At 52.8% G+C, this 23,449-nt stretch carries 20 protein-coding genes; 8 read left to right on the top strand and 12 right to left on the bottom strand.

Features of this window, described 5'->3' with window-relative positions; all coding sequences use genetic code 11:
• Positions 1-18 precede the first annotated feature (18 nt).
• A complete protein-coding gene (locus QC823_RS03185) occupies positions 19-450 on the bottom strand; it encodes a Na+/H+ antiporter subunit B (RefSeq protein ID WP_309654910.1) in 432 nt (143 codons plus the stop codon).
• On the bottom strand, positions 443-2,788 hold the full coding sequence (locus tag QC823_RS03190) for a putative monovalent cation/H+ antiporter subunit A (RefSeq protein ID WP_309654911.1): 2,346 nt from the start codon (positions 2,786-2,788) through the stop codon (positions 443-445). The genes QC823_RS03185 and QC823_RS03190 overlap by 8 nt, the downstream gene beginning before the upstream one ends.
• 324 nt (positions 2,789-3,112) lie before the next feature.
• Here QC823_RS03190 and QC823_RS03195 point away from each other — a divergent pair, with 324 nt between their 5' ends.
• Genes QC823_RS03195 through QC823_RS03220 form a run of 6 tightly spaced genes read left to right on the top strand, consistent with a single transcriptional unit; the run spans position 3,113 to position 9,202 of the window.
• Entirely contained in the window at positions 3,113-5,980 is a 2,868-nt protein-coding gene (locus QC823_RS03195) for a monovalent cation/H+ antiporter subunit A (protein ID WP_309654912.1), read from the top strand.
• Positions 5,980-6,324: a Na+/H+ antiporter subunit C gene (locus QC823_RS03200; protein WP_309654913.1), complete on the top strand. Its 345-nt coding sequence runs from the start codon at positions 5,980-5,982 to the stop codon at positions 6,322-6,324. The genes QC823_RS03195 and QC823_RS03200 overlap by 1 nt, the downstream gene beginning before the upstream one ends.
• A complete protein-coding gene (locus tag QC823_RS03205) occupies positions 6,321-7,994 on the top strand; it encodes a monovalent cation/H+ antiporter subunit D (RefSeq protein WP_309654914.1) in 1,674 nt (557 codons plus the stop codon). The genes QC823_RS03200 and QC823_RS03205 overlap by 4 nt, the downstream gene beginning before the upstream one ends.
• A complete protein-coding gene (locus tag QC823_RS03210) occupies positions 7,991-8,485 on the top strand; it encodes a Na+/H+ antiporter subunit E (protein WP_309654915.1) in 495 nt (164 codons plus the stop codon). Before QC823_RS03205 ends, QC823_RS03210 begins: the two co-directional genes overlap by 4 nt.
• Positions 8,479-8,748, top strand: a complete 270-nt coding sequence (locus QC823_RS03215; RefSeq protein WP_309654916.1) for a K+/H+ antiporter subunit F — start codon at positions 8,479-8,481, stop codon at positions 8,746-8,748. Before QC823_RS03210 ends, QC823_RS03215 begins: the two co-directional genes overlap by 7 nt.
• A gap of 10 nt (positions 8,749-8,758) precedes the next feature.
• A complete protein-coding gene (locus QC823_RS03220; RefSeq protein WP_309654917.1) occupies positions 8,759-9,202 on the top strand; it encodes a Na+/H+ antiporter subunit G in 444 nt (147 codons plus the stop codon).
• A 36-nt stretch (positions 9,203-9,238) separates the two neighbouring features.
• On the opposite strand, the gene hemH is transcribed toward QC823_RS03220, so the two are convergent.
• Positions 9,239-10,318 carry a ferrochelatase gene (gene hemH, locus QC823_RS03225; protein ID WP_309654918.1) on the bottom strand — a complete coding sequence of 360 codons (1,080 nt, stop codon included), beginning with the start codon at positions 10,316-10,318 and terminating at the stop codon, positions 9,239-9,241.
• Positions 10,319-10,446: 128 nt separating this feature from the next.
• Between hemH and QC823_RS03230 the strand changes: the two genes are divergently transcribed.
• Entirely contained in the window at positions 10,447-12,069 is a 1,623-nt protein-coding gene (locus tag QC823_RS03230; protein ID WP_309654919.1) for a cryptochrome/photolyase family protein, read from the top strand.
• The gene (locus QC823_RS03235) at positions 12,069-12,467 is read left to right on the top strand and encodes a thiol-disulfide oxidoreductase DCC family protein (RefSeq protein WP_309654920.1); all 399 of its coding nucleotides are present in this window, start codon (positions 12,069-12,071) and stop codon (positions 12,465-12,467) included. Before QC823_RS03230 ends, QC823_RS03235 begins: the two co-directional genes overlap by 1 nt.
• Positions 12,468-12,490: 23 nt before the next feature.
• Here the strand turns inward: QC823_RS03235 and QC823_RS03240 are convergent, their stop codons facing one another.
• The 9 genes from QC823_RS03240 to rnr all read right to left on the bottom strand — a co-directional run bounded on the left by QC823_RS03240 (position 12,491) and on the right by rnr (position 23,154).
• Positions 12,491-12,793, bottom strand: coding sequence for a DUF6482 family protein (locus QC823_RS03240; protein ID WP_309654921.1), 303 nt, complete (start codon positions 12,791-12,793; stop codon positions 12,491-12,493).
• A gap of 232 nt (positions 12,794-13,025) precedes the next feature.
• Positions 13,026-13,319 carry a hypothetical protein gene (locus QC823_RS03245; RefSeq protein ID WP_309654922.1) on the bottom strand — a complete coding sequence of 98 codons (294 nt, stop codon included), beginning with the start codon at positions 13,317-13,319 and terminating at the stop codon, positions 13,026-13,028.
• A gap of 82 nt (positions 13,320-13,401) precedes the next feature.
• Complete coding sequence (gene dnaB / locus QC823_RS03250; protein ID WP_309654923.1) at positions 13,402-17,553, bottom strand: replicative DNA helicase; 4,152 nt, start codon at positions 17,551-17,553, stop codon at positions 13,402-13,404.
• A gap of 214 nt (positions 17,554-17,767) precedes the next feature.
• Positions 17,768-18,214 (bottom strand): 50S ribosomal protein L9, encoded by a 447-nt coding sequence (gene rplI, locus QC823_RS03255; protein ID WP_309654924.1) that lies wholly within the window; start codon positions 18,212-18,214, stop codon positions 17,768-17,770.
• Between the two features lie 15 nt (positions 18,215-18,229).
• The gene (locus QC823_RS03260; protein WP_309654925.1) at positions 18,230-19,084 is read right to left on the bottom strand and encodes a hypothetical protein; all 855 of its coding nucleotides are present in this window, start codon (positions 19,082-19,084) and stop codon (positions 18,230-18,232) included.
• Between the two features lie 12 nt (positions 19,085-19,096).
• Positions 19,097-19,324, bottom strand: a complete 228-nt coding sequence (gene rpsR, locus QC823_RS03265) for a 30S ribosomal protein S18 (RefSeq protein WP_179928855.1) — start codon at positions 19,322-19,324, stop codon at positions 19,097-19,099.
• 33 nt (positions 19,325-19,357) lie between these two features.
• On the bottom strand, positions 19,358-19,726 hold the full coding sequence (rpsF, locus tag QC823_RS03270) for a 30S ribosomal protein S6 (protein WP_309654926.1): 369 nt from the start codon (positions 19,724-19,726) through the stop codon (positions 19,358-19,360).
• A 203-nt stretch (positions 19,727-19,929) separates the two neighbouring features.
• Entirely contained in the window at positions 19,930-20,730 is an 801-nt protein-coding gene (gene rlmB, locus QC823_RS03275) for a 23S rRNA (guanosine(2251)-2'-O)-methyltransferase RlmB (protein ID WP_309654927.1), read from the bottom strand.
• A gap of 78 nt (positions 20,731-20,808) precedes the next feature.
• Positions 20,809-23,154 (bottom strand): ribonuclease R, encoded by a 2,346-nt coding sequence (rnr, locus tag QC823_RS03280; RefSeq protein WP_309654928.1) that lies wholly within the window; start codon positions 23,152-23,154, stop codon positions 20,809-20,811.
• Between the last annotated feature and the right edge of the window lie 295 nt (positions 23,155-23,449).

A 23,449-nucleotide genomic window follows, 5' to 3' on the forward strand; every position in this document is an offset into this window, starting at 1 on the left:
TTCAGCTTGTGCTTGCGATTATGGCTCATCTTTATCCACCTCCATCAGCGTCATGACCATGCCGGTAACGGCGCCGAGCACCGAAAGATACACCCCGATATCAAAAATCAGCACGGTTGAAGCTTTGTAGTTGATGACCGGGATCGTCCACCACTGAGCTGTCAAAAATGGCTCGCCATTAAACCAAGCAGGTACCACGGAGAGCATACCCAACAGCAGCCCAATACCGATCAAATCGCGCGGATCTACCATCCGCAGTACCTCTTTGGTGGCACTGACACCAAAAGCAAAGAGATACAGCGTGAATGCCCCAGCCGCTACCAAACCCGCGATAAAGCCACCGCCTGGCTCGTCATGCCCGCGCAAAAGCAAAAACACCGAGAAAAGCAACTGCAGCGGCATCAAAAAGCGTGCCGCCGTATTGAGAATAATCGTGCCTGACTTAACCATCGTTAGGCTCCTTGGTCGCCGCCTTGGGTGTTTCTTGTGACTTGGTTTCGCTTTCGTTTGTATGCCTTAACTTGAGCATGGCGATCACGCCGATGGCAGCCAACGCCAACACAAACATTTCACCCAACGTATCCAACGCGCGGTAGTCCACCAGGATGACATTGACGATATTGCGTCCGTGAGCCAGCGGGATGCTGTTTTCCACCATGTAGCCTGATACCGGGGCGAATTGATTAATACTTGACGCTGTAAGGATCAGCAGACATACCAGAATCCCCATGACTGCCGCCACGATGCCATCACGGATACGCTCAAGACTTGAGGAAAGATTAGAAAAACGCGGCAAGCGGAACAGCACCAGCACCAGCAAAATGACGGTTAGGGTTTCAACCAGTAGCTGTGTGATTCCCAAATCGGGCGCGCTGAACAGAATAAAAATGAGGGCAATGGAGAACCCCATGATGCCAACCGATACCACAGCGCCAAGCCGCGAACGTGAAATTGTGGCAAATAGTGCCCCCATCGCCATCGTGCCCACGACGACAAGTTCATGGAAACGCACATCGAGATCGAAGGCGATAATCGGCGAGTGACGCACTAAAATGGAATTCCCAATAAGCAAGATCAGTGTCAACAACATCACCATGATGTAGTTGCGCATATAGCCATTTTGTAGCAAGCGTGTCTGCCACTCCGAGATGACAACAATACCGTTCATAATGGCTTCATACCCTGCTTCCGGCCCGTGACGCGTGATTGGCGCCATCAAGAGCAACTTAGCACGCACCCGATCCCAGCGTTTAAATAGCCAGTAACCCAAGCCCAAGCTAATCACTGACATCACAAGCGGTATATTCACGCCGTGCCAAAGGGATAAATAGGCATTGACGGACTCACCCGCGACCGCTGACACCGTGGCGGTGACTAGCCCCGTCACAAGCGAGGGCATCACGCCAACTATTAGCGAAAGCCCGGCAAGAAGCCCTGGCCCTATCAGCATGCCCAGAGGCGCCTCATGAGGCACACGCGGTGTTTGGTGGCGCTTGCCATAAAACGGACGCAATGCAACGACGGCCGCGACCGCAATCGTCAAAAATGCCGAGACAAACGCCAGCAAAATCAGTAACCAACCAAAGCGGCTCGCCTCTAGCACGGATTCAAACATCAACTCTTTGCCAATAAACCCCAGTAGCGGCGGCACACCAGCCAAAGACAAAGCGGCAAGCAGAGCGACCCCTGCCGTGATGGGCATCAAGGGACGCAAACCGCCCATCGCGGTCACGTCTTTGGTGCCGGTCTCGTGATCGAGAATTCCCGCCACCATAAACAGGGCACCTTTGTACAACGAGTGCGCGAGCAAAAAGGCAACAAAAGCGATCATGGCGCCTTCCGTGCCGATACCTAATAGCATCGTCAACGTACCGAGTGCCATGATGGTGGAGTACGCCAGCAGCTTCTTGATATTGGTATACTGAATCGCCATGAAAGCACCGGTAAACATGGTGAGCGCCCCGACGACCGACAACACACTAACCCATAGCTCCGTACCACCAAGCTCTGACTGCAAACGCGCGAGCAAATAAATACCGGCTTTCACCATGGTCGCCGAGTGCAGATACGCTGATACAGGCGATGGCGCGGCCATTGCGTTAGGCAACCAGAAATGAAACGGAAATTGCGCAGATTTAGTAAAGGCACCCAGTAACAGGCAAATCAACATCGGCGTATACAGTGCATGCTCGCGGAGATCCACTTCCAGCGAGCGGATCTCGTACAACGACCAGCTACCACTGGCAACACCGAGCATCACAAGCCCAGCCATCAGTGCAAGCCCACCCCCGACCGTGACAAAAAGGCCTTGACGCGCCGACTTACGTGCCTCGATATCGCTGTGATTAAACCCGATCAGCAGGTAGGAGGTGATACTGGTCAACTCCCAGAAAACAAAAAGCGTCAACAGCCCATCGGCTAACACCAGCCCCAACATCGACGCCATGAAAGCCATTAACGCGAGGTGAAAACGCGCTAAGTCCGGGTGGCCTTTCAAGTACTCTCCTGCGTAAACCAGCACGCAAGCCCCAATAATGGAGATCAACAGCCCAAACAGCAGCGATAGTCCGTCGAGCATAAACGTTAAGCTGATACCTAACGACGGCACCCATGACCATTCCAGCAACAAAGCGCCCTCGGAGATCACGGCGGGGGCGTGCGACAGCAACCAGATCGCCAAAAGCGCTGGAAAAAGCGCCAACACTAAACTGGTGCGATCCGCAAACCTGCGGTTAAGCAGCGGTGATGACGCTGCCAACACAAACCCAAACAATACGGCAAATTGCATTTAGCAAAGTCTCCTGAGCCTACCCGACGTCATCAATAAGTGAGCTGAAAAATGGCATGCAAAAACGTGTATTTGTTAGGCATAAGTCGCCTATCCAACTATTACACAGGTAGCATAAGATCGCTTAAGAATAGCTGGCAAGGCTGTGTCAACTCGCCCTTATCCACAAAAATTACAACAGCCGGCCTTAGCTTACCAGAGGCGTACCCAACGCTGCTTTGCCGCTATTACTCACAAGTCTTTTTGGCCCTTGCGTGGCGGCTACACGTCCGGATCGCTTGACGCCGACGGTGGTTGCCACCCCCAAAGTGTGGAACGCTGGCAATGTCTCTGCTATGGATACCGCTACTTACCCTGGCGGGCACTTTAGTGCCTGTGCTTACTGAGACGCTAGGCCGCAGACGAAGTACCCTCGCCACGATGGCGCTTCCCCTTCTCGCGCTGCTGATTGTCTTAACCCACACCTCCGCCTTGTTTAGCGGTGATGTCATCAGCATGCAGGTTGGTTGGTTGCCACAACTCGGCCTGGACCTTGCCTTTAGGCTCGATGGACTGACGCTACTCTTTGCGTTGTTAATTCTAGGTATCGGCTGTTTAATACTTTTTTATGCGGGGTATTACCTCTCACCGCAAGAGAAAGATAGCCGTTTCTTTTCTTTTATGTTGCTGTTCATGACCGCCATGATCGGTATTGTCATGGCAGACAACCTCTTGTTGCTATGGCTTTTTTGGGAACTGACCAGCTTATTATCTTTTCTTTTGATCGGCTTCTGGAGCCACCGCAGTGACGCGCGACGTGGCGCACGCATGGCACTCACTGTCACCAGTGCAGGAGGTCTGGCATTACTCGCGGGGATTTTGCTAATTGGCAACATCGTGGGCAGTTTTGCCATGCAAGACGTGCTAGCTGCTGGTGACCAACTACGCGGCTCATCATACTATCCATTGATCGTCACCCTGGTACTGCTCGGGGCTTTTACCAAATCTGCCCAGTTTCCATTTCATTTCTGGCTACCCCACGCAATGGCGGCGCCAACGCCTGTATCAGCGTATCTGCATTCATCCACCATGGTGAAGGCCGGTATCTTTTTGCTCGCACGCTTACACCCAGCACTTGGCGATACTTCGCTGTGGGCAATAAGCCTAACGATGGTAGGCCTGGCCACGCTTGTCTACGGTGCTTGGTTTGCCCTTTTACAGCGCGACTTAAAAGGGATTTTGGCATTTTCGACCGTTAGCCACCTAGGCTTAGTCGTACTCTTGCTTGGCTTGGGCTCTCCACTGGCTATCGTGGCTGCCCTTTTTCATATTCTTAACCACGCGCTCTTTAAAGCCGCACTGTTCATGAGTGCGGGGGTTATTGATCACGAGACGGGTACCCGCGACATTCGCCGCCTGGGTGGGTTATGGACCTTGATGCCGCTTACCGGCACGCTAACGCTTCTTGCAGGGGCTGCGATGGCCGGCATCCCCCCTTTCAACGGTTTTCTCTCCAAGGAAATGCTGCTAACGGAAGCGGTAACAACCCAACTTTTCGGCGGCCTTAGTGTAGTAATTCCCCTACTGGTGCTTATAGGCGCCTCTCTTTCTGTCGCCTATTCGCTACGCTTGATCTACGGGGTTTTCTTCGCCCCCCGCTCACCAAAAGACAATGCACTAAAAGAAAGTGCAACAGGCGAAAATGAAGAAGAAACCAGTATCCAGGCTCACGACCCGCCTAAAGGCATGTACTTACCTGGCATGGGCCTTGCCGTGCTGTGTTTATTGGTAGGGTTATTCCCGATGACGCTCGCCGCCCCTCTTATCAACAGTGCAAGCCTCGCGGTACAAGGACTTCACACCCCCGTCTTTCATTTTGCACTGTGGCACGGTCTCAACCTCCCACTGATGATGAGCTTAATCGCAATTGGCTTGGGCGTTTTGCTGCTGTGGCGTCACTCTCGTTTGAGCGCTGTCGCCTCATTACTTACCCCAAAAGATGCCACGATGATTTTCGAGCGCGCTACCATTCGTATTGTGAAAGCAGCTCTGTGGGTAACGTTACGCCTGGAAAACGGTTCACTACAACGCTATCAAGCCTTGCTTCTACTCAGCGCCATTGGCATGACGGCATTAGGGTTAAGCCGACTGGGACTGCTCACCGGTGACGCTGGCCTTCAGCCGGTAGATGGTTTGGCCATCTTAGGTGCTATCGTGATGATTTTTGGCGCGGTAAGCAGTGCATTAGCGCATCGCTGGCGGCTGGTATCACTTTTGATGTTATCTGTTGTTGGGCTGATGGTATCACTGACTTTTGTTCGCTTTTCAGCACCTGACTTGGCCTTCACCCAACTTTCGGTTGAGGTCGCTTCAATGATTTTGTTGATACTGGCGCTATTTTTCTTGCCACAGCGTCCGCCCCGCTGGGTATCACCTCGACGCCTCATGCGCGATATTATCTTGGCTACGGCCTTTGGATTGATTATTGCGGCACTTAACTACGCCGTATTAACGCGCGAGACACTGAGCATTGCGAACTTCTTCTTGGAGCAAAGCGTGCCTGGCGGCGGCGGCACTAACGTGGTTAACGTGATTCTGGTGGATTTCCGCGGTTTTGACACCCTTGGCGAAATCACCGTTCTGACACTTGCTGGGCTTGGCACCTACAAATTACTTAACCGCCTACGGTTATTTAAACCCTCTGGCAACCTTGAAGGGATTCGCTGGTCGCGCCATCGCTATCCACTGATTCTGGAAGTCGTCGCGCAGCTTATTCTACCGCTGGCACTCCTTGTCTCCGTTTACATTTTCTTGCGTGGTCATAATGAACCTGGCGGTGGCTTTATCGCCGGGCTAATCACCGCGGTTGCGCTCCTCTTGCAATACATGGCTCGCGGCTATGAGTGGACAAGCAATCGACTGCCCATTTCCTATCCTGTTGTCGCGGTAATAGGACTTCTTATTGCGGTCACCACAGGCCTTGGTAGCTGGGTATTCGGCTACCCCTTCCTGACGTCTTCCTTCGGCTATTTTGATATCCCACTGATAGGGAAGACAGAGCTTGCGACTGCGCTTTTATTCGATATCGGCGTTTACCTGGCCGTTGTGGGTGCCACATTAATGATTCTGGTCAATCTAGGCAGCATCACGACAATCCATCGTCCAACGCTCAAAGCATCTCAGCAGAACGCACCTGCAGAGGGGAAGAAGTAATGGAACTCCTTTTCTCATTGGTCACTGGCGTACTCAGTGCCAGCGGTATTTATCTGCTGTTACGTGGGCGTACGTTTCCCGTTATTGTCGGCCTGACGCTGCTCTCGTATGCCGTTAACTTATTTTTGTTCTCAATGGGAGGGCTGCATACTAATGCGGCAGCCGTCATTGGCGCCTCAGAAGCACCAGCAGACCCGCTGCCTCAGGCACTGGTGCTCACTGCTATTGTCATCGGGTTTGCCATGACCGCCTTTATCGTGATCCTTGCCATTCGGGCACGCGCCGAATTAGGTAACGATCATGTCGATGGCAAACAGGGCGATGAAGGAGAGCAAAGTAAATGAGCCAACATCTTCTTATTTTGCCCATTCTTCTCCCCATGCTGACAGCGCTTGCGCTGTTACTCTCTGGGCAAACGTCTACCTCATTTCAGCGGCTGGCAAGCATTGCCGCGACAGGTGCACTCGTTATTCTCGGCGCCCTACTGCTTTATCGTGCTGGTAGCGGTGACATTAGCGCTTACGCACTAGGCAACTGGCAAGCGCCTTACGGCATCGTGCTTGTGCTCGACCGTTTATCCGCTTTGATGGTGGCGCTAACGGCCGTACTGGCGTTTGGCTGCGTGCTCTTTGCCAGCGCTGGTGACGATACCCGAGGCAGTAACTTTCACGCTATCTTCCAGCTTCAATTAATGGGGCTCAACGGCGCCTTTCTCACCGGCGATATGTTCAATTTATTCGTCTTTTTTGAAATATTGCTACTCGCCTCCTACGCGTTATTGATGCACGGCGGTGGCAAAGCACGCATTGGCGCTGGCCTACACTACGTGGTGCTAAATCTGGTTGGCTCGGCGCTGTTTTTGGTGGCTCTTGGCGTGCTGTACGGCGCTACCGGCACGCTTAACATGGCGGACATGGGGCGACGCATCGCCATGCTTAGCGCTGATAAAAGCGCCTTGGCAAGTGCCGGCGCCCTGCTGTTGATTGTCGTTTTCAGTCTCAAAGCGGCGATTTTACCCCTCTACTTCTGGCTCCCATCGACGTACGCCTCAGCACCCGCCCCCGTGGCGGCGCTATTCGCCATTATGACCAAAGTTGGCCTCTACGCTATTTTGCGGGTCAATACATTGGTTTTTGCCGAGAGCCCCGCGCTTGTCTTTATCGAAGCTTGGCTTTGGTGGGGCGGTCTTGCCACGATTCTTTTTGGCGGCATCGGCGTACTTGCCGCGCGCGATATGCGAACACTGGTGGCCTATTTGGTGCTGGTCTCGGTGGGCACGCTCATGAGTGCCAGCGGTATGGGCCACGTTGCCAGCGTCAGCGCCCTCATTTTCTACCTCGTTCACACCACCTTGATTGCCGGCGCGCTATTTCTTTTGGCAGAGCTTGTTGGCATGCAGCGCGGGAAAGCCGGCACACGCCTAGTTCGGGCCCGCAAACTGCGCCAGCCCACGTTGCTTGGTGGTATGTTTATGATCGCCGCCGTCGCCGTCGCCGGCATTCCACCGCTTGCCGGTGCGCTTGGCAAGCTACTGCTCATGCAAGCGGCTGATGAGACCCAGCGCTTAATGCTTTGGCCACTGCTGCTATTAGCCGGCCTCGCAGCCTTAGTGGCGCTGTCACGAGCGGGTTCCGTCCTTTTTTGGGCAAGCTATAAAGGCGAGCCTAGCGGGCCAGTCGCCAACAGACGGCAACTCTCGGGGGCTACTTGGCTGTTGGTTAGCGCACCATTACTGGTTTTGCTTGCCAGCCCGGTCAGCCATTACACCGACGCGACAGCCGAGCAGCTATTTAATCCACAGCAATTTACAGAAACGCTGCTCCCTCCCTTAGTGCCTCTAGCTAAAGAGCCTCTAGCAAAAACATCTCGAACAGAAGCAACTCGAACAAAAGCACCACTAATAGATACGTCTTCTCTTACGAACTACTCGAAAGCCGTTAGTTCTGATATAGCAACAGCGAAACAACCTGCACTCGCACACACGGCAGCCTCAGTGACAGGGGATAAACGATGAAAATAGAACGTTACTTACCTGCGCCGGCACTGTCGCTGATTTTGCTCATCACCTGGCTGTTAATGGTCAGCAGTCTGTCATTTGGACAAATTTTGCTTGGTCTCATACTGGCCTTGGGCATTCCTCTGATTACACGACGCTTTTGGCTGCCACTTCCACGCATTAAGCATCCCATCAAGTTAGCCTTTTTTGTGCTGCGAGTACTAGGCGACATCGTCGTCGCGAATATACAAGTGAGCTTATTGATCTGGAGCCCAAAGCGCGCACCGCACCCAGGGTTTATCGAGTATCCATTACACGTTCAAGACCGCCTGGCGATCACGCTGCTAGCCAATACGATCACCATGACACCCGGCACTGTCTCTACCAACATTAGCCTGGATAAATCATCGCTGTTGATTCATGCACTCGACATGAGCGACGAACAAGCATTGATTCGAGATATCTACGAACGTTACGAGCGGCCCATAAAGGAGATTTTCGAATGCTGATCATCGCCCTTTGGATTAGCCTTACGCTTATTGTTCTCGCCATGGCGATAAACGTCTACCGTCTAGCGAAGGGACCCGACATTCCTGATCGCTTGCTGGCGCTTGACACAATGTACGTCAACGCGATTGCCTTGATTGTCATTGTCGGGCTTTGGCTCAATACAAAGACTTACTTTGAAGCCGCTATTCTCATTGCCATGCTGGGCTTTATCAGCACCATGGCCATCTGCCGCTATTTATTACGCGGCGATATCATCGAATAAGGAGAGCGCCATGAGTCTGCCGTTTATTGCTGAAGCCCTCGTATCGTTGTTACTTGTTCTAGGCGGTCTCTTCGCTTTTACCGGCTCGCTGGGGATGCTGCAATTCGAAGATTTCTTCATGCGTCTTCACGGTCCCACAAAAGGGACAACTTTGGGGATCGGGTGCGTATTAATTGCTTCGATGGTGTACTTCACGCTATATCAACGCGAACCTCATATGCAGGAACTGCTTATCACCCTTTTTCTTTTTATTACCGCCCCAGTAACAGGGCATATGTTGGCCAAGACGGGATTGCATATGCATCTGCGTTTTATCACCAGCACGCGTGGCTCCCTGCCTGAACTGCTGGATGAGGACGTAGGCCAGAACCGCGTCGCTCGACCTGGACGTCCTAAACGACCGAGCGGTGTAAAGTCACGAAAACGCCAACTGCTAAAAAGTCGCGGCCGCTAAAGCGGCCGCTTAACATGACGATCTAGGGCTAACGCCTCAAGACCGAGGCAGCCATCCACTTAGTTCGTTATTCACCACCTGAAGCAACGCGTCTATATGATCATCACGATCATTTAAGCAGGGAATGTAGGTAAACGTTTCCCCACCGGCTTCCATAAAGCTGTCATGAATTTCTTCCTGAATCTCTTCCAAGGTTTCCACACAATCCGAAGAGAACGCCGGCGACATTACCGCAATATGCTTATGGCCTTGTTTAGCAAGCTCCGCAACGTGATTCACTGTTTGCGGCCCCACCCATTTCTCGGGTCCGAACTGTGATTGAAACGCGGTATCAACCTCTTCTTTACTAAACCCGAGTTTTTCACGTAACAAACGCGTCGTTTTTTGGCACTGGCAGTGGTAAGGGTCGCCTTCGAGCAAATAGCGCTCCGGCACACCATGGTAACTGGCCACGAGTTTACTCGGCCGTCCCTCTAGACTGTCGTACGCTTCCTGCACCGAATTCGCCAGCGCCTGGGTATACGCAGGGTGCTCATAATAAGCCGGCACCGTACGAATATAAGGTTGCCACTTCATTTTCATCAGCGTGCGAAAAGCCTGATCGTTGGCCGTGGCGGTGGTGGGCGAGCCGTATTGCGGATAGAGAGGGAAAAAGACAATACGCTCGCAGCCCTTCTCTTTCATGCGCGTCAGCACACTTTCTGTCGAGGGGTTGCCATAGCGCATACAAAAATCAACTTCGACATCATCCCCGTAAAGCGCTTTGAGGCGTTCGGTCATTTTTTCCGTCTGCGCGCGGGTAATGGTCAACAACGGGCTTTCGTCTTTTTCTGTGTTCCAAATGCTTTTATAGGCCTGGCCGGAAGAAAACGGGCGCTTGGTCAAAATAATTAACTGCAAAAGTGGTTGCCACTTCCAATTGGCATAATCAACAACACGTTTGTCAGAAAGAAACTCATTGAGATAGCGGCGCATTGACCAGTAGTCGGTATTATCCGGTGTTCCAAGGTTCGCCAGCACAACCCCCACTTTTGCTCGCGGAATAGGGGGGTGGTCACTTGGGGCGTGGGCTAGGCGGCCTTCTCCCGGCTGATCCATCGCAACATCTGTGGTCATGCAAATCTCCTCTCGCAAACGCGCCATGTGGGCAAACACATAATATGTAAATTCACTTTAACATTTTTCGCAAATAAGCAGCATGTAGTTATACTATCAGCACAATTTGTATAACTATAGGCAAACTTATGTCCAGGCCGCTTATTATCGTGTTGGGTGACCAGCTGACGCTTTCACTGCCAACGCTACGTGAAGCCCCAGAAAACGCCGTCGTTGCCCTGTGCGAAGTGGCACGAGAAGCACACTACGTTCCTCACCATATTCAAAAAATCGGTGTTTTTTTGGCGGCAATGCGACATTTTGCCCAAACGCTGCGCGAAAAGGGCTTCACCGTTCACTATAGCGCGTTGGGCGATGCCGATAACACGCACGACATCATTACTGAAACCGAACGGTTAGCCAGTGCTTACGACTGCGATCATATTCAAGCGGTTAGACCCGGTGAATGGCGGCTTTGGCAAGCCATGCAAAAGCGCCAAAATGCCCCTGTCCCTTGGCAACTATGGGAAGACGACCGGTTTTTCACCACGCCTGAGGAGTTTGCCCAGTGGGCCGAAGGGCGCAAGCAACTGCGGCTTGAGTATTTTTATCGGGAGCAACGTAAACGCAGCGGACTTTTGATGGAAAATGGCAAACCCGCTGGCGGACAGTGGAACTTTGATCACGATAACCGCGAGCCATTGCCTAAGACATTTGAGGCACCGCACCCACCGCAACACCCACAGGACGCGTTAACCCGTGAAGCGCTCACCGTGGCACAACAACACTTTGACCACCATATGGGCACGCTGGAGACGTTTAACTGGCCAGTCACTCGGCACCAGGCGCTGGTAGAGCTGCGCCATTTCCTGGATCACTGCCTGCCTGATTTTGGCCGCTATCAGGATGCCATCAGCGATACCGAACCATTTTTATTTCACTCGCGTTTAGCGGTCGCGATGAACATTGGCCTACTTTCACCGCGCGAAGTGTGCGAAGCCGCTGCAACTTGCTATGCCACAGGGTCGGCACCGATTAACGCGGTGGAAGGGTTTATTCGTCAGATTCTCGGCTGGCGAGAATACGTGCGCGGTTTGTACTGGACGCAAATGCCGGATTATAAACGCGAAAACCGGTTGGGGTTTACCCGCGACTTGCCGGCTTTTTACTGGGATGGCAACACCGATATGCGCTGTTTACAGCGCGCAATTGAGATGACAATCGACAATAGCTACGCCCACCATATTCAGCGCTTAATGGTAACCGGTAACTTCGCACTGCTGTGCGGTGTAAAGCCAGAAGCCCTGTGCGATTGGTATCTCGCCGTTTACGCCGACGCCTGCGAGTGGGTAGAGCTGCCCAATACGCTCGGCATGGTCTTGCACGCTGACGGTGGCCTCATGGGCTCTAAGCCTTACTGCGCGTCGGGTAAATATATCGACAAGATGTCAGATCACTGCCAGCACTGTCGCTACTCGCCAAAGCAAGTCACTGGGGCCAAGGCTTGCCCGTTAAACAGCTTGTACTGGCACTTTCTCGAAACGCATGATAGCACGCTTAGCCAAAATCCGCGCATGAAGCTGATTTACGGCTCGCTCGCCAAAATGAAAACGGAAAAACGTGACGCCATGCGCCAGCAAGCCGAAGCGTTTCTCGACCAACTCGACACCGCACCTGGCTACGGCGATGCCATCCACACTGATGGCTATTATTCTCCCGGACATGCCCCTCAACGCCGCCATAAAACCCAACGAAACCCAGAGGCAACATAATGACCCGTTTTCGCACGCTAGATGCCAAAGCTCCGGTGACGCTGTTTCATGACGGTCACTGCCCTTTCTGCCGCGTTGAGGTCAATTGGCTCAGCAAGCATCGTCACCGCGAACGCGTTAATCTCGTGGATATTCAAGATGAGCACTTTTGTGCAGACGATTACGACACCCACTTTGATGCCATGATGGGCAAACTGCACGTGCTAGATAACCAAGGAAGATGGTACATCGGGATGGATGCCAGCCGGGCCCTCTATGCGGTACTGGGCTACCGGCGGCTGGTGTGGATTTCTTGCTTGCCCGTTGTTAATACCGTGATGGATGCTGGCTACCGTTTTTTTGCTCGCCGACGGGTAAAGCTGGGGCAATGGTGGGAAAAGCGCCAATCGCGAGCATGATAGGCGCTTAAAAAGATAGACGCTTAAAAAACCAGTGGCATGCGTGACGTCAACGGCTCGCTGTAGTGAGCATCGCGGCCGATCACCTCGTCGTGGGGCACATGCTGTACCAAATACGCACGATGAATACCGACCCGTTTGAGTTCATTGTAAACATCATCAAGCGAACGAAAAAGCATCGGCTTACCCTTCTGGGTTAGCATATGGCGTTCGCCTTCCACATCTTCTAGCTCGGCTTGATAAAAACGACTACCGGCGTGCGTAATGACACGAATTTCAAAATTATCGTGTTTTTCCACAAAGGCCTTAAGTGCTTTAAGCTCCATGGTTCCCTCCTGTTAGTAACCTTATTTTTATTTACGTCGTGTCGTTGGGTGTGTCGGTGAATGACTTCACGTATAAAGATTAGCATGACGCCACCCAATGACATTCCAATGGCGTTTATATGTCAGCCATATGACGGTCGCAATACAGGAGAGTTCCTCGCTTATTTATTCATACCCGGTTCATTCATACCCGGGGAAAAAGCATCCGTCCATGTAACATCACGGCCTTTCACTATTGGTACTCGGAAGGGTCGATGGCTTTACCTAGCGAATTGCGATCAATCCAATTCCCGGCTTTGGTTTCTTTATAGCGAAATACCACTTTATCACCGATAGAAACCGGCACCTCCGGGTCTTCAGTTTGATAGCTGTATTTCTCACCATCGACCGTAAGATAGTAGCGGTAGAGGTCCGGCATCCCCAGCCATTCTTTAAATGGCCCTTCTCTCTCCAGCGCCTGAAGCTCGCCTCGCCCTTGAAGCTTGGGTACGCGCTGCCGATTACCGCGCTTAAAACCACCTGCCATCGCTAATCCCCTATCGTATGATGAAATACAAAAATACGTGTAAAAGGCTGCGCATTATACGGGCTCGTCGCCACGGCTCAAGTTAGTCGCCAAATGCTTCACCATAGCTATCCGGCGCCAAATCCTCAAAACGCGTATATTTACCGATAAACGCCATGTGAACCGTTCCAATCGGCCCGTTACGTTGTTTACCGATAATCAACTCCGCCAATCCTTGGTTATCCGGGTTATCCGGGTTATACACCTCATCGCGATACACAAAAGCAATCACGTCCGCATCCTGCTCAATCGCGCCTGAGTTATGACTCACAATGCCATCGGCTAACCAACAAGCGTTACCGGGCACAGTGAGATCAAAGACCTCTTCCTCCCCACTGGCATGAATATCCACTACTCGGTCCCAAAAAAGATCACTACTGGCTACCTGTTTTAGCGTGGCATCTTGCAGAATATCGGCATAACTTTCGAGCGTTTCTCGCGAAGGGGAAAACTTAAAGTGCGCTGTACCGCCGTAAGCTGTTCCTCGTAAAGAAGCCATTTTGCGCTGGCTAATACCTTGAGCTTGCATCTCATTTTTCACATAACTGAAGACTTCTTGCGGCAGCGTATCCAAATTCGTATTGCTCTTCAGTTCTCCTTTCAAAAGCTGTTCCACAATGGCTACTTGATGCCCAAATGCGCCTATAAACGACATGTAGCGTTGCTGCTGTTCTCCACCTGACACATCGATGGTAAACCAACCCTCCCCATTACCCGAGACCACATGCCGGATACGCCCGACGATACCGAACCTCAGTAAAAGTGCTGCAATGTCATCAATCAACTTGCGGCTGACCGTGGAAAAATAGATACGGACACGGTTGTTTTTATCTTGCGTTATGCTTCCGTCAGTCGCCCAAATGTGTCTCAAAAATAGAGCAAGCTGATCGTTAGACAGCTGAAAAACTTCATTAGGGATATGCTTTTCGGCAGAACGCTGCCCAAATATCGCCAGATCTTTTAACCACTTGCCAACCCCAGCTGGATGCCAACGGTTTCCGTTACCGGCAATAACCAATTGATGCCAATTGCCACGCCCTGCATGTCGCGTTACCGTTGAGCCAAATGCTTGAGCTGCATCAGTAACGGCTCGACTATTGGCTTCACATGCCGTCGTATAGCGCAGAGGTTGGTGCTTAATGTAGCTGCCATCACCGAGCAAATGTGCCAGTAATATAATGGCACTCTCTTCCCAAACGGCGGGGGAAGTAGGCTCACTCACCTTTCTTGCAACAGCGAGACGATCACCTACCTTAAGTTCGTGAGTATGCTTCCACTCAAACAAGCCCCTTAAACGGTGCTCAGCGGTACAACGTATCTGTCGACCACTCGCCAACTTGACTTCAAAAATCGGCTTTTTCCCGACAGGCCAAACTAAATCACTATTAGCTGGCTGGATACTTCCGTGCTCATTAACAGATAAAACCTCCGGTGTTTTACCTACCAACTCCTCAATGGGCACTCTTTGCCCATCGGCTAACATAACCCGCGTATCGCCTGTGACGCACTCGCGTAAATCCGACATCACCGGGCGCTTGTTAGGACGCTGTTCAAGCGAGCGGTTCAGCTGCGAAAGCGCGACCACTGGGCAATTAAACTCTTTGGCTAACCCTTTGAGCGAGCGTGATATTTCGGAAATTTCACCGGTACGGTTTTCCGAGAAGCCAGGGATCTGCATGAGCTGAAGGTAGTCAATCATGATCAAGGCCATATTGCCGTGCTCGCGTACCACCCGACGAATCCGCGCGCGCATCTCGTTAGGCGAAAGTGCCGCCGTATCATCGATGAAAAGCTGCTTATCCTTGAGCAAGTTCACCGCGGAAGTTAGGCGCGGCCAATCCTCGTCTTCAAGCTGACCGGTACGCACACGCGTTTGATCGATTCGCCCAAGCGAGGAGAGCATCCTCAACATCAAGGACTCCGCTGGCATCTCCATGGAAAACACCATGACCGGCTTATCGCTGGAAATCACCGCATGCTCGACCATATTCATAGCGAATGTGGTGTTATGGACACAAATATCTTCCGCAACGAAGTTATGCGTATCATCCACCGTTAAGTCGTAGACCTGCCGCGTGCCCAGCGCTTCGATGGCGACAATTTCATCCCAATAAATATCGGATGAGGCTAAATTTTCGAGGTAAACATCGGCATCTAAAAGGTGGGCAAACTCGGCTGCTCGGTAGCGCGATAGGCAACGCTCACTGCTGCCTGATAAATGAGGATTATAACCAACCGGTAAAGTTTTACCCGATTGCACGAACAGGTCGCGCCATGAACGCCCCCCTTTTTTAGCGAGTACATAGCGATTGACCGATTTAGGCAAACTATCGCGATTGCTATGTGTGCGCTTAGTGTCAATACAGGCGCTAAGCGTTTCTATTGCCCGCTCTTTGCTAAAGATACCAACGTCGCGAATGAAACGTTTTTGGCTTGCCTGGTCGAGTATTTCAAGCTCCCAAGGCGATTGGCTCAGATTGGCATAGAGATTCTGCTTCTCACGAATTTTGCTCAAAATACCAAAGCGCAGTAGCAAATGCTGAACATCGCGGATCAGTTCGCGGCTTGATGACGCATAGCTAATACGGCCTTGGCCATTTGCCTGGACAAAGGCACTGCCATCACAGGCGAAAAGACGGTTTAGAAATAGTGCTAATGGCTGTTTCGGTAAGCGAAATACGCAGTCTGGCACCCGCTTGTGCAGCGCTTTTTTTGCCCACACACCGTGCGCTTCAAGAAAGTGCCTCACGGGGTTTGGGGCGTTTTTTGCCAAAGCGCTATAGTCAGACGCCGAGTAGTCGATCGTTAAAGGCATGTCCAACGCCTCACAAAGCGGCATAAACGTTGCCTGAACGGGAACAGACTTTCCATTGCACCAGGCACTCACCGCCGCTCTGCTCACGTTAAGCAACGAGGCAAGCGCCTCACCAGTCATATTCTTCGCTTGAAGCTTCTCACGCAACTTTTGTGAAAACTGCGCTCGCAATGGCTGTAAGCGTGCTGCATCCCGGCTCACCCGCAAAGTAGGCGTTCGCTCAGCATTTTGTTCGTCACGTTCAACTAAACGGCACGTTATACCCGGAAAGTGACTCACCGCCTCTGTGAAATCAGCCCGTAATTCCGAACTATTGTTGGTGAACAAGGGGCAGGTTTGTGTTGTGCCGCCATCGGTCAACATGAAGGCCAAGGTTTTTACTTGGTGATCGGGCATTACGTCACGACCAAACACTGGTATTTCACGGGGCACCGCGATCCGCTCGCCAACCGCTATCTTTTGCAGTGGCTGCCAGCCATCTCCGGTTAAAAACGGGTGCGTTAATGTTGTCGCAACCTCTCTTCCTGTCGCGGTGCGAACACGAAAAACGGGCTTTTCACCATCATCAACAAACGCCGATGCATGTGATTGCTTCAGCTTAAGATCATCGGTTAACGTCAAAAGAGGGGCTTGTTGACGAGCCACTAGTTCATCAATAGTGACCAGAGCGCCAGTGTTAGGGTCTACCAACCGCGACCCACTCATTAAACACTTGCCCATCGAGGGCCTTCCGGCAATGATCACCATGTCAGAGGGCTGCAACCCTGAGGTCATCTCATCGAGATCGCGAAATCCAGAAGAGAGGCCGGTCATCTCGCCTTTGAGATTGAAAAGCTCATCGATGCGATCGACGGCTTTGGTCAAAAGATCGCTCATACCAATCGGGCCGCCGGTTTTCGGCCGTTCTTCGGCGATTTGGAAGACCAAGCTTTCTGCTTCGTTCAGAAGCTCATCCGCTGGGCGCCCTTGCGGTGCGAAGGCCCCTTCTGCAATTTGATTCGCCGCACGAATCAGCTTACGCAGTGTCGCTCGCTCGCGAACGATATCAGCATAAGCGCGGATATTGCTGGCCGAAGGCGTGTTGCGTGCAAGCTCCGCCAGGAAGGCTAAGCCACCTACGGTGTCAAGCTGATCACGACCCTCAAGCGCCTCTGACAACGTCACCACGTCAAGCGGCTGCCCCGCTTCGGCTAAATGATTCATCACGTTGAACACCAAACGGTGTTCGTAACGATAAAAGTCGTCGGCGACCAAACGGTCCGAAATATTATCCCAGGCCTGGTTGTCGAGCATTAGCCCGCCTAATACTGACTGCTCTGCCTCTAGGGAGTGCGGAGGCAGTTTCAGCGCTGCCGTTTCTTGATCAGCGGCGTCTGGCATCACGGTCTCCTTCGCTCAATCGCCATCGTCAAACAGAGAATACCCTAACGCGAGCCCCCTGCTTTTGCTATCGCTCACCAGGCAGGTCGATTGTTAAGAACGAATGATAAGAGCGAGCTTTACGGGGAAAGAAAAACAGAAATTTTGTCGATATAAACAACAAAGGGCGCGGGAATCCCCGCGCCCTTTGTGGCGTTAGCATTGGCGCACGAAATTACTCGGCAACAACTACCACGCGAACAGCGGCATCCACTTCAGCGTGCAAGTGGAGAGCGATGTCATATTCGCCAGTTTGGCGAATCGGGCCTTCCGGCATGCGTACTTCGCTCTTCGCCACTTCGATACCAGCAGAAGAAATCGCATCTGCCAAATCACGCGGACCGATTGAGCCAAACAGTTTGCCTTCATCACCCGCTTTAGACACCAACGACAATTCGATGTCGTTGAGCTGCTCAGCGCGCGCTTCAGCTTCCGCTTTACGTTCTGCGGCTTGGGCTTCAAGCTCAGCACGCTGGGCATCAAAAGCAGCAATGTTTTCTTTAGTGGCCGGAACGGCTAAACCGTAAGGCACTAAGTAGTTACGACCGTAACCCGGCTTAACGGTGACTTTGTCACCCAGGCTACCTAGCTTACCAATTTTATCGAGCAGAATGACTTCCATCTCGTAAACCTCTTATCAATTGTTGCTGCGGGCAAGGCGTGCGCGAACGTTCGCGAATGTATCAATTAACCCTAACAGCAGCACAATGAGAATCGTGGGCCACGTGGTGATCAGCAATAGGTAGAATGCCACCAACCACAACCCGTTCATCCCCTTTAATCCAATAACACCATGCACCAACGCGATACCCGCGATCAGCAACGGCACCCAGATAAGCATCGAAAACGCTGGCAACTCAAAGAGCATACTCACAACGCCCACCACCACAAGAACAGCAAGCTCTTTTGGTGCTAAGCGTAAGGCGTGAAACTCTTCGCGAAAGCCCCCAGGGTTGTAGAGCCCGGCTTGCCAACTGCGTGCTAACACTAAGCAAACAATCGCGGCGATCAAAACCACTAACCCTGTGACGCCGCCAACCACTAGCTCAGCTAATGTTTGCGTGTCAAAGCCTTGTTGGGCCAGCTCACTCAGCACGCTCTCGACCTCTTGCGAGCTCTCGCGCAGCTGCGTGAGCATTGCCTCAGTACTTCCTGGCGGGGTAAAAATACCCAGCTGTACCATCACAGAAGCGGCGAGAGCGCCAAGTATCAGCGCTTCACTCCAGCGCATGCGCTCACGCAGGACAACCGCCATCAAGGTCACCAGCAGCACACTGGCCAGTGGTATTACATCGCCTTGCATCCACCACCATCCAGCGGGGAGTGCAGCGGCAATAATCACGGGTAACGCAGGGGCAAACCCTTTACGAAGTGTGACAAGCCCAGCTATCGCCGCCCCTAGCCAAAAAAGCCAGGGGATTAATGACGCAAGTGCCGCGCCGCCTACGGCGTAAGGCGTCGCTTGCATCAGCCATCGGGCAAGTGCCAGCATCACGTTAACGGCTTACTGGTGGCTATCGGTATAGGGCAGCAGTGCTAGGTAACGGGCGCGCTTAACGGCGCCGGCTAGCTGGCGCTGGTAACGTGCTTTGGTACCGGTGATACGGCTCGGAACAATCTTGCCAGTTTCGGTGATGTAAGCCTTCAGCGTATCGAGATCTTTGTAATCGATCTGCTTGACGCCTTCAGCGGTGAAGCGGCAAAACTTACGGCGACGGAAAAAACGTGCCATGGATGAGCTCCTTATACGTGCAATGAGGGTGAATTAAGCGGTTTCAGCGCTCGGCTTTTCTTCGCGACGCGGACGCTTTTCTTCAGCCGGCTTCATCATCGGTGATGCTTCGGTGATGGCTTCTTTGCAGCGAACAACCAGGCTGCGGATGATAGCGTCGTTGAAGCGGAAGATGTTCTCGATTTCTTCGAGCGTTTCGTTGGCGCACTCAACGTTCATCAACACGTAGTGGGCTTTATGGATCTTGTTGATCGGGTAAGCCATATGACGGCGTCCCCAATCTTCTAAGCGATGCACCGTACCACCGTTTTCGGTCACGATGCTTGTATAGCGCTCGACCATTGCCGGCACTTGTTCGCTTTGATCCGGGTGGACCATAAACACGATTTCGTAATGACGCATGGAATCTCCTTGCGGTTTGGCAGCTTCACTGAGACGTATGCCGTTGGCAACACGTGCACAAGGAAGCAAGGAGTTAACTGAAATGCATTCAGCACCGCCGTGCTATTCGGCAGTGCCAAGGCATCAAGCAGATCTGGTAAAACCATCTGGTAAAACCAGTAGATATCAAATGCCTGCTTACAAGGTAAACAGGCGCATGCATTCTAGTGGGACATTGACTGACTTGCAAGCTGGCGTTGGCGCACCGCTTCAAACAAACAAATGCCGGTGGCAACGGATACGTTGAGGCTTGAGACCTGGCCCGCCATCGGGAGTTTGGCTAAGTGGTCACACGCTTCGCGGGTTAGGCGACGCATTCCTTTACCTTCAGCCCCCATGACCAACGCAACGGGGCCGGTAAAATCCATCTCATACACGCTGGCATTGGCCTCACCGGCGGCACCGGTAATCCATACACCGGCATCTTTGAGCTTGCCTAGCGTACGCGCTAGATTGGTCACTTGATAAACTGGCACCGTTTCCGCGGCGCCACACGCCACTTTGCGCACCGTGGCGTTAAGCGGAGCGGCTTTATCTTTGGCCACAATCACCCCGTGAGCGCCAGCCGCATCGGCACTGCGCAAACAGGCGCCAAAATTGTGCACATCGGTCACGCCATCGAGCACAAGAAATAGGGGCGCCGCTGCCGGTTGCCACGCGCGCAATTTAAGCAGCAAGGACTCCTCACCCTCTGGCACCAAAGGCGGGCAAAAAGCCACCACCCCTTGATGCGCAGCCCCTTGGGTTAGCTGATCTAGCGCCTCTCGCGGGTGCTCTTTCACACTTACACCGGCCGACTTCACCTGCGAAATGATCGCATGAAGCCGCTTGCTCGCCCCTTGCTGCACCCACAGCACCTTAGGCGACTCACCGCGCTCCAGCAGACTTTCCAGTGCATGAACCCCAAACACATGGTCCAGCCCTTCGGGCGGGCGCGGCCCACGACCTGATGACGCTGATTTCACTCTCAATCCTTTTACGTTGCCAATCTTTCTTGCTGTTAGCCGCAGAAAATAGTCGTAGCAAAACACCCCACCACAGGGTTACGACTTGCGCGGCCCGCGGCGACCACGGCGCTGACCATCATTATCACTACGCTTAGCCGGTTGCTCATTGCGCTGTTTACGCGGCTGTCGACGTGGGCGCGGCTTCTCATCGGCAAGACTGAAGTCAATCTTGCGATCATCCATATCAACCCGCGCCACCTGCACCGTGACTCCGTCGCCTAAGCGATACGTAGTCCCGCTACGCTCGCCTTTGAGGCGGTGCTTTTCTGCCTCGTAATGGTAGTAATCAGACGGCAAGGAGGTAACGTGCACCAATCCTTCGACATAGAACTCATCAAGACGCACAAAGAGACCAAACTGCGTGACAGATGCCACCGTTCCTTCGAAGGTTTCGCCGAGCTTGTCGGACATGAACTCACATTTCAGCCAACTTTCGACGTCGCGAGTCGCATCATCGGCGCGGCGCTCGGTCATCGAGCAATGCTCACCCAGCTCAACCATTTGCTCAAAGGTGTACGGGCACCACTTGCTCGGCGGTTCTACCGGCGCACCGTCGACACGCAAGACCGTATTGGTTTGCCTTGGCCCCCGCAGTACCGAACGAATCGCACGGTGAACGAGCAAATCAGGGTAGCGGCGAATCGGTGAGGTAAAGTGCGCATAGGCCTGATACGCCAACCCAAAATGGCCTTCGTTTTGCGGCGAATAAACCGCTTGATTCATCGTGCGCAACATCACCGTTTGAATGATATCAGCGTCGGGACGGTCGACGATCGTTTCACGCAGCGTTTGGAAGTCCTGTGGGGTAGGGTCGTCTCCCCCCGGCAGCGTTAACCCCAGCTCGTTTAAGAACAAGCGCAATTTATCCAACCGTTCGGGCGTGGGTTTTTCGTGGATACGGTACAGCGCCGGAAGATCGTGCTTGTCCAAAAAGCGCGCCGTCGCCACGTTAGCCGCAAGCATGCACTCTTCGATCATTTTATGCGCATCGTTACGGGTACGCGGCACGATTTTTTCGATTTTGCGCTCATCGTTAAAGATGATGGCCGTCTCGGTGGTATCAAAATCGATCGCGCCGCGCTCTTCCCGCGCCTTACGTAGCAGATGATACAGCTCGTGAAGACTTTTAAGTGGCGTCACGAGGTTTTTGTGCTCCTCGCGCAACGCTTCACCTTCTTCACTCTCTTGATCGAGCATCGCCGCGACTTTGTTGTACGTCAGGCGCGCGTGAGAGTTCATGACCGCTTCATAGAAACGGTAACGACTGATAGCCCCAGTCTTGGAGATATTCATCTCGCAGACCATTACCAACCGATCCACTTGCGGATTCAGCGAACAGAGGCCATTAGAAAGAAGCTCCGGCAACATGGGAACCACTTGGCCGGGGAAGTAAACCGAGTTACCGCGGGTGCGTCCCTCATCATCTAACGGGGCGCCGGGGCGCACGTAATGGGAGACATCAGCAATCGCGACCAGTAACTTCCAACTGCCTGACTTGGTTTTCCACGCGCAGACGGCATCGTCAAAGTCTTTGGCTGACTCGTCGTCGATGGTAACAAGCGGGACATCTCGGAGATCAACGCGGTTTTGTTTGTCATCCTCTTCGACTTCTGCGGAGATCGTGGCGATTTGATCCAGCACTTCCGGCGGAAATTCCGCAGGAATGTCATAGCTGCGGATCGCAATATCGATTTCCATACCGGGATCCATGCGCTCACCCAGCACCTCCACTACCTCACCAACCGGCTGAACGCGTGTCTCCGGCTGCTGGGTAATATTAGCGGAAATCACTTGGCCGTCTTTTGCCCCACCGCAAGCACTGTGCGGGATGATCACCTCTTGGGTGATACGTGGATTTTCCGGAATCAAGATGCCAAATTCAGGCGTATTGCTGCGGTAGACCCCCACCATGGTTTGCGTGTTGCGTGCCAGCACTTCTGCAATCGTGGCCTCATCACGACCACGGCGGTCACGTCCGCTAATGCGCACAAGCACATAATCGCCGTGAAACACGCGCCGCATCTGCCTGGGGGGCAAAACGAGATCAGGCTTTTTGCCATCTTCGCGCAGTAAAAAGCCAAAACCATCGCGGTGGCCTAATACTTTACCCTTGATCAAATCCAGCTTATCAATCAGGGCATAGGCGCCACGTCGGTCGCGCAGCACCTGGCCATCGCGTTCCATGGCCGCGAGACGGCGGCGCACCGCTTCCTGGAGGTCTTCATCTTCAAGCCCCAGTATTCGGCTCATATCCTCATGGGTAATCGGCCTACCATACGTTTCCAACGCTTCTAATAAATATTCCCGGCTTGGCGCGGGGTTATCGTATTTGTGCGCTTCGCGGCTGGCGTGCGGATCATCACTTAACGACCAGTGCTTCATACAGTCAACATCCTTGATGGCGTTATTAAAAAATAGTGACACATCGCAGGCGAAATACGCCGCGAACGGGCAGGGTCAGCGCTGTAAACGCTATAAATATCGGAGTTTTGTTTGATCATTCCCGCAGTATAGCGCCGCCGGTTCAATCACCCAACCGTCTAACGCGCGAAAATAATACGCAACTCTGTTTTGAAGAGGCCTAACCCCGGGTTATTCACGAGGCAGGCCTGAAAACAAAAATAGTGGATGGTAATCTCTAATGTAATCAATACGTTCCGGCAAGAACACGATTCCA

Origin of the sequence: Vreelandella vilamensis (assembly GCF_031451755.1) — a bacterium.
Lineage (GTDB): Bacteria > Pseudomonadota > Gammaproteobacteria > Pseudomonadales > Halomonadaceae > Vreelandella > Vreelandella vilamensis.